The following is a 6,632-nucleotide window of genomic DNA, read 5'->3' on the forward strand; positions in this document are numbered from 1 at the left end:
CATCAGCCGGAGGCTTTAACTTTATTCAGCCATGACTTTAATCCCGCGCAATATTGTATATATAAATGCATTCATTTTTCCAAAAGGATACCATTGTGAATAAAGTTAAATTGCACAGATAAGCATTATTTTATCATAGGAATGATGAAGATTGTTATGTATTGTCGAAAAAACAAATTGGAAAATTTGAGGCCCACAGGATGTGGGTCACATAGACTTGCCACAGGACGTGGCGTTCTTAGTCTTTGATCTGCCAATGCTGGAAAAATAAAAAAGGAACCCGAATAGTCGAGCTCCTTTGAAAAATACTATCTTTTTACAACATGGAAATTGTTAGTGATCAAAAGCCAGTTTTGCGGGAAAGGAAGCCCCAGTTTCCAGTAGCTAATTCCTCGTAAATTCAATTCCTTGATCAAATTAAATTTTGCCTGAATACTTCTTGCGTCCTCAAACCAGACCTTATGCTCCTTTCCGGCTGAGTCCGTATAGTCAAAGTGTGGTGCTTGGGCTTTTGTATCATATTGAATCGCAACATTATGTTCTTTTGCAATTTCAATCGCTCGCTGTGGGCTAACAGCCTTAGCATACTCGCCTCCTTGAACAAATGGCAGTGTCCAATCATAGCCATAGAGGTTTTGCCCCATCATAATTTTAGATGCTGGCATTTCGGTAAGAGCATACTCAAGGACATCCCGAACAGGACCAATTGGCGATACTGCCATAGGAGGTCCTCCGCTATACCCCCATTCATACGTCATGATCACAACAAAGTCGACAATCTCCCCATGCGCTTTATAATCATGTGCTTCATACCATTCCCCTTTTTGCTCAGCGCTTGTCTTAGGGGCAAGCGCGGTTGAAAGAAGCCATCCTTCTTGGCCAAAACGTCGCTTTGCTTTTCGTAAAAAGCTGTTATAGGCTTCGCGGTCTTCCGGGCGTAAAAATTCCATATCAAAATGAATATCGCGGAAACCATATTTTTTTGCTGTTTCGACAATCGTATTTAATAGCTTATTTTGGATATCTTCATTAGTTAGCACGAGTTTACCTAAATCAGCACTAAATTGGCCGTTTTCTAAATTAGCAACAACCATCATCAGGGTTACATTATTTGTCTTTGCGATACTTTGGAAATTGTTCAGCGGTGGCTCCTTTAAAGTACCGTCTCGTTGGATTTGAAAGTTAAAAGGGGCTAAGTAGGTTAAATATGGAGCAGCTTGTCGTGCACTTCTTTCAAGAGCGGGACTTACTGAAGACCCTAATGGTTCTACATAGGCATTGATTTCTGCATTTCGTTTCGGGCGTTCCGGAATATAGATTCTAAACCCAACCTGTAGTGGTCGATTAGGTGGAATGTGATTAATTTGTGCTAATTGCTGATAATTAAGACCGAATTTGTTTGCAATGGACCAAATGCTATCACCAGGCTCCACCCAATAAAATTGACCAACAATCGGAATGACCATAGCCTGACCGACCACAAGGTTATTAGGATCAGGAATTTGATTTGCACGAACAATCTCATCCGCTGTTGTTCCATAAGCTTGAGCGATTCCTGATATAGATTGACCCCGTTCTACAACATGAATTTGCATGTTTGACCTCCTCATTCTACAATCTAGGTAACACACCTTTATTACTCTATGAGAGAATATGGAAGATGATGCTGGGTTATATGAATGTTCAAAAAGTGCGGTGAATATGACGCATCGATTGAGGAATTTCGACTAAATACCGACACGTCCTGTGTCGAACGTAGAAGTTACCATATCCTGTGGAAGCGCGTTGGCTTGCTTCTCCGGTCCTCAAAGCTACACCGCCTTGAAATTTCGACGCACAGGTTGTGCTAGTGTCGACAATGCGACAGGACGTGGCGCTTTTGTCGACGCGGTCCTCTTCATCCTCCTTTTTGAACTACTATTTAAAGTGCTTAATTACCTAAAAAGGGAGTATTTAATCTGATGAAGTCTGACGCGTATTATATGAAAATGGCAATTGAAGAAGCGAAAAAGGCAGCAGCTATAGATGAAGTACCTATTGGGGCGGTTTTAGTTATGAATGATGAAGTGATTGCCTCAGCCCATAATCTTCGTGAAACACAACAACGTTCCATTGCGCATGCAGAGTTACTTGCAATTGATGAGGCGTGTAAACGAACGGGATACTGGAGATTGGAGAATGCTACCTTATATGTCACCCTTGAGCCTTGTGCAATGTGTTCGGGCGCAATTGTATTATCTCGGGTTTCTAAGGTCGTATACGGGGCAAGTGATCCAAAAGGCGGCTGTGCAGGAACTTTGATGAATCTTTTACAGGAACAAAGATTCAACCATCAGGCAGAAGTCGTATCGGGTGTCTGTGAAGAGGAGTGCGGACAACTGTTAAGCACCTTTTTTAAAGAAATCAGAAGGAAAAAGAAAGAAGAAAAAAAGCGCATATCTAGTACGACTTGAAAAAACTTACAGTTAGTATGGATTGATTTTTTTTGCCTCAGCCTTTATACTAAGAATGTGTCACAAAGACACCTAACATTTGGTATCAATTTTGCCGTGCTAAGCGGGGAGGTAGCGGTGCCCTGTACTCGCAATCCGCTCTAGCGAGGCCGAATCCCTTCATAGAGGGTAGTTATTGTGGGGTCTGCCTCAAGTAAGTGGTGTTGACGTCTGGGTCCTACGCAATGGGAACCCGTGAACCCTGTCAGGTCCGGAAGGAAGCAGCAGTAAGCGGACCATCCCATGTGCCGTAGGGTTGCCTAGACCGAGCTAACTGCTTGAGTAACGCCTGGAGTAACTATTCGACGGAAGGTGCACGGCAGTTATACTACATAAAACAACTCACTCATTCGGGTGGGTTTTTTTATTGTCTAGCTCTAGGTGCCATCGGCTCTCTGGTCTAAGCCAATCCCTTCGGAAGGTAAAGTGCACCTTCTGTCAGCGCCCGTCTTATGCTTGTCGCCGATGAGTAGGCGCCCTGCGCTTTTCCTATTTATTTTTATGATAGAATGCTTTGTACTTAAATATTCACTTCCTGTATAATAAGAAATGGACGATAAGAAGGAGGGGCAATACCAATGGCATATCAAGCATTATACCGTGTCTTTCGACCACAAACCTTTCATGATGTGGTTGGACAAGAACATATCACGAAAACTTTAATGAATGCCCTTCTTCAAGATAAGTTTTCGCACGCCTATCTTTTCTCAGGCCCAAGGGGAACTGGAAAAACTAGTGCCGCGAAAATTTTTGCAAAAGCAGTAAACTGTGAGCGTTCTCCTGTGGCTGAACCTTGTAATGAGTGTGCGGCATGTAGAGGTATTACAGATGGCTCAATCGCTGATGTAATTGAAATCGATGCTGCATCGAACAATGGTGTCGATGAAATCAGAGATATTCGTGATAAAGTGAAATATGCTCCAAGCGTTGTACGGTATAAAGTATATATCATTGATGAAGTACATATGCTGTCAATCGGAGCGTTCAATGCCTTGCTAAAAACCTTGGAGGAACCACCAAGACATGTTATTTTTATATTGGCAACAACGGAACCTCATAAAATTCCACTAACGATCATTTCAAGATGTCAACGTTTCGATTTTCGTCGCATTACCACACAAGCCATTGTGGGGCGTATGAAAACGATTATTGGTGAAGAAGATGTGACAGTTGACGACCAAGCCCTTTATGTAATTGCAAGAGCGGCTGAAGGTGGAATGAGGGATGCCTTAAGCTTATTGGACCAAGCGATTTCGTTCAGTGATGACGAGGTGAAGCTTGAGGATGTCCTTACGATTACTGGAGCTGTTTCACAATCCTTTTTAACCAATTTGGTCAGGGCGGTTCGCGACCGTGATGTTCGAACGGCATTAAAGACGTTGGACGAAATGATGGACCATGGGAAAGATCCGATGCGCTTTATCGAAGACATCATCTTCTACTATCGGGATATGCTTTTATATCAAACAGCCCCCCAGTTAGAAGAAGTATTAGAGCGGGTCTTAGTCGATGAGGACTTTACTGAACTTGCAAAAAGCATACAGAGCCATGAAATTTACGAAACTATCGACATTTTAAATCAAGCCCAGCAGGAGATGAAGTGGACGAACCATCCAAGAATTTTTCTAGAGGTAGCGCTTGTGAAGCTTACCCAAATGGATCAAAAACAAACGCTAGAATCACTGCCACAAATTGAAGGCTTGATGAATAAAATAAATATGTTAGAATCTGAACTTGCATCCATTAAGGAAAAAGGTGTTACAGCCCATCCGCAGGATGCCAAGCCAGCTGAAAAACGTCCACAAAAGTCTTCTAGGAATGGTTATAGGACGCCAGTTGGAAGAATTAATGAGGTTTTAAAGAGTGCAACAAGACAAAACCTTGACCTGTTAAAAGGAAAATGGGGCGATATGCTTGACCAACTTCGAAGTCAAAACAAAGTATCACACGCAGCCCTTTTAATTGAAAGTGAACCAGTTGCAGCTTCTACCAATGCTTTTGTGTTAAAATTTAAATACGAAATCCATTGTAAAATGGCATCCGAAAACCCAGAAGTAACAGAAAACCTCGAAAGTATTCTTTCTACATTAACTGGACGCAGGTTTGAAATGATTGGTGTACCAGATGATGAATGGGGTAATATTAGAGAAGGGTTTATCCGTGGGCAACGAACCGATGATGAGGAAAGACCTGAGGATACAGAAGACCCTCTTATTGCAGAAGCGATGAAAATCGTTGGTGCAGAGCTCATTGAAATAAAGGAATAATAAAAGGTTAATCTAAAGGAGGAAATTGACATGATGCGTGGCGGCGGAATGGGAAATATGCAAAAAATGATGAAGCAAATGCAAAAAATGCAAAAGGATATGGCAAAGGCACAGGAAGAACTAGCTGAAAAGGTAGTTGAAGGAACTGCTGGCGGTGGCATGGTCACTGTAAAAGCAAACGGTCAGAAAGAAATTATTGATGTCATCATTAAAGAAGAAGTGGTAGATCCAGAAGATATCGAAATGCTTCAAGACCTTGTGTTAGCAGCAACAAACGATGCCCTGAAGAAAATCGAAGACCTCACAAATGAAACGATGGGTCAATTCACAAAAGGAATGAACCTACCGTTCTAATCGGGAAAGGACTTAGATAGATATGCATTATCCTGAACCAATATCTAAGCTAATAGATAGCTTTATGAAATTGCCAGGTATCGGCCCGAAAACGGCCGTACGTCTGGCTTTTTTTGTATTAAGTATGAAAGAGGATGTCGTACTTGATTTTGCTAAGGCACTTGTTAACGCGAAACGAAACCTCACATATTGCTCCAATTGCGGGCATATAACAGATAGAGATCCATGTTACATCTGTGAAGATGAACGTCGTGATAAAACGGTTATCTGTGTACTTCAAGATCCTAAAGATGTAATAGCAATGGAAAAAATGAAGGAATACAATGGTTTATACCATGTGTTACACGGCGCTATTTCTCCGATGGATGGCATAGGTCCGGAGGATATTAAAATACCTGAACTACTAAAAAGACTTCAAGATGATACTGTACAAGAAATCATTTTAGCGACTAATCCGAACATCGAAGGGGAAGCTACAGCTATGTACATTTCCCGTCTGCTAAAACCTACAGGAATTAAAATTACAAGAATTGCTCATGGATTACCAGTCGGTGGAGATCTAGAATATGCTGATGAAGTAACTTTATCAAAGGCGCTTGAAGGACGTCGGGAATTATAGGAGGCCTTTTATGCTTTTTAAAAAGAAGGGAAAGCTTCGAAAACAATTTAACCAAGAGCTCTTTAGTCAATTAGAAATCGCAAAGAAGGAATGGATGAGACAGAAAAGCCTCATTGAAAAAAGTGTCGAACCCTCTGATGATGTTTTAAGTGAACTAAAAGTAGCGGAAACAAAATACTTCTTTTTATTACGAGAAGCAAAAAGGCGAAAAGTATTTTTATAAACAGTAAATCCTACCAGGAAAGATAAACATCTTAAAGGTAGGATTTTTTTGTTAAAAGCTTGCTCCAATAAAAATAGGACAAAAGGTTCTTAAAATCCTTGGTTCACATAGAATAGTAGTACAAGTTATGTGAAGGGGTGAAGGTTGATTGGAACCAAAGGTTGTTATATCCATACTCGGAGGATTAATCGTGCTTGTGCTTCTGATGGGAGCTCCTCTTAAGCCCATTCGCTTAGTAGGACAAGTGTTTGTTAAAATCCTAATCGGTGCATTGTTTTTATTTTTCTTAAATGCTTTCGGACAATCATTTGATTTACATGTACCAATTAATCTGGTTACATCTGCAGTATCTGGGCTACTCGGACTTCCTGGCTTAGCTGCACTCGTAATCATAGATTTATTTATAGTAGGTTAAAAAAACAAATGGTGTACTCATTTGTTTTTTTATTGGGGTTAATAAGGTAAAAGGGTATATAGATAGGGTTAGTTTATAGACGTAGAAATTATTTTAATATAACTTATTGACATTCTATTAAATCGGGTGTATATTTATATTCCTCACAGGGAAAACCTTTTGAATAAGAAAAACATAAAAAATAGTGTTGACTTATTTTTGTGAGGATGTTATATTAATAAAGTCGCTTCTGAGCGGCGGGTCAAAAAAGTTCTTTGAAAAC

At 40.6% G+C, this 6,632-nt stretch carries 7 protein-coding genes and 1 other RNA gene; 7 read left to right on the top strand and 1 reads right to left on the bottom strand.

Features of this window, described 5'->3' with window-relative positions; all coding sequences use genetic code 11:
- Positions 1-308: 308 nt before the first annotated feature.
- On the bottom strand, positions 309-1,595 hold the full coding sequence (locus tag V7147_RS20690; protein ID WP_335369701.1) for a glycoside hydrolase family 18 protein: 1,287 nt from the start codon (positions 1,593-1,595) through the stop codon (positions 309-311).
- A 366-nt stretch (positions 1,596-1,961) separates the two neighbouring features.
- On the opposite strand from V7147_RS20690, the gene tadA reads away from it, so the two are divergent.
- The 7 genes from tadA to V7147_RS20725 all read left to right on the top strand — a co-directional run bounded on the left by tadA (position 1,962) and on the right by V7147_RS20725 (position 6,370).
- A complete protein-coding gene (gene tadA, locus V7147_RS20695) occupies positions 1,962-2,453 on the top strand; it encodes a tRNA adenosine(34) deaminase TadA (protein ID WP_335369702.1) in 492 nt (163 codons plus the stop codon).
- 94 nt (positions 2,454-2,547) lie between these two features.
- Positions 2,548-2,812, top strand: an RNA gene (gene ffs, locus V7147_RS20700) — signal recognition particle sRNA large type.
- A 258-nt stretch (positions 2,813-3,070) separates the two neighbouring features.
- The gene (dnaX, locus tag V7147_RS20705) at positions 3,071-4,759 is read left to right on the top strand and encodes a DNA polymerase III subunit gamma/tau (protein WP_335369703.1); all 1,689 of its coding nucleotides are present in this window, start codon (positions 3,071-3,073) and stop codon (positions 4,757-4,759) included.
- A gap of 33 nt (positions 4,760-4,792) precedes the next feature.
- Positions 4,793-5,113 (top strand): YbaB/EbfC family nucleoid-associated protein, encoded by a 321-nt coding sequence (locus tag V7147_RS20710; protein WP_010285585.1) that lies wholly within the window; start codon positions 4,793-4,795, stop codon positions 5,111-5,113.
- Between the two features lie 22 nt (positions 5,114-5,135).
- Positions 5,136-5,732: a recombination mediator RecR gene (recR, locus tag V7147_RS20715; RefSeq protein ID WP_099355777.1), complete on the top strand. Its 597-nt coding sequence runs from the start codon at positions 5,136-5,138 to the stop codon at positions 5,730-5,732.
- Between the two features lie 10 nt (positions 5,733-5,742).
- Positions 5,743-5,955, top strand: a complete 213-nt coding sequence (locus tag V7147_RS20720) for a YaaL family protein (RefSeq protein ID WP_335369704.1) — start codon at positions 5,743-5,745, stop codon at positions 5,953-5,955.
- Positions 5,956-6,103: 148 nt separating this feature from the next.
- Positions 6,104-6,370, top strand: a complete 267-nt coding sequence (locus V7147_RS20725; RefSeq protein ID WP_335369705.1) for a pro-sigmaK processing inhibitor BofA family protein — start codon at positions 6,104-6,106, stop codon at positions 6,368-6,370.
- Positions 6,371-6,632: the final 262 nt, after the last annotated feature.

The sequence above is a fragment of the Bacillus sp. JJ1521 genome, from assembly GCF_036965165.1.
Lineage (GTDB): Bacteria > Bacillota > Bacilli > Bacillales > Bacillaceae_L > Ferdinandcohnia.